This window comes from Pseudoalteromonas sp. UCD-33C (genome assembly GCF_001306895.1).
Lineage (GTDB): Bacteria > Pseudomonadota > Gammaproteobacteria > Enterobacterales > Alteromonadaceae > Pseudoalteromonas.
Genome location: NZ_LJTB01000039.1, coordinates 1 through 567 on the forward strand (window position 1 = coordinate 1; position 567 = coordinate 567).

Annotated in this window: 2 rRNA genes; both read right to left on the bottom strand. The window is 41.3% G+C overall.

Going from position 1 to position 567, the window contains the following annotated elements:
* A 23S ribosomal RNA gene (locus tag AOG26_RS20895) occupies positions 1-105 on the bottom strand; the annotation flags it as partial.
* A 278-nt stretch (positions 106-383) separates the two neighbouring features.
* Positions 384-567, bottom strand: a 16S ribosomal RNA gene (locus AOG26_RS20345); the annotation flags it as partial.

The window sequence follows — 567 nt, forward strand, 5'->3', positions numbered from 1 at the left end:
TCTCAAGCGCTTTTTACTAGCTTGACTAGGCTTATCGCAAGTTAATACGTCCTTCATCGCCTCCAACTGCCAAGGCATCCACCGTGTACGCTTAGTCACTTAACCATACAACCCAAACGGGTCTTTGTTAGTGACAGCTGTTAACTTCGCCAGAAGTTAATTCATCAAATAATGATGAGAATACTAAAGTAGATACCAATTAATCTTTCGATTAATGGCATATTTTTTACTTTTGAAAACTCTTTATAGATACAAGTATCTATAAGAATTTTAATATCAGCTTTCCAAATTTTTAAAGAGCATATTAATTAGTTAAACCAAGTGGTTTAGCTAACTAACAATCATCTGTGTGGACACTACGAACAAATAAGTTCTAAATCGTATAAGGAGGTGATCCAGCCCCAGGTTCCCCTAGGGCTACCTTGTTACGACTTCACCCCAGTCATGAATCACTCCGTGGTGAACGTCCTCCCGAAGGTTAGACTATCCACTTCTGGAGCAACCCACTCCCATGGTGTGACGGGCGGTGTGTACAAGGCCCGGGAACGTATTCACCGCATCATTCTG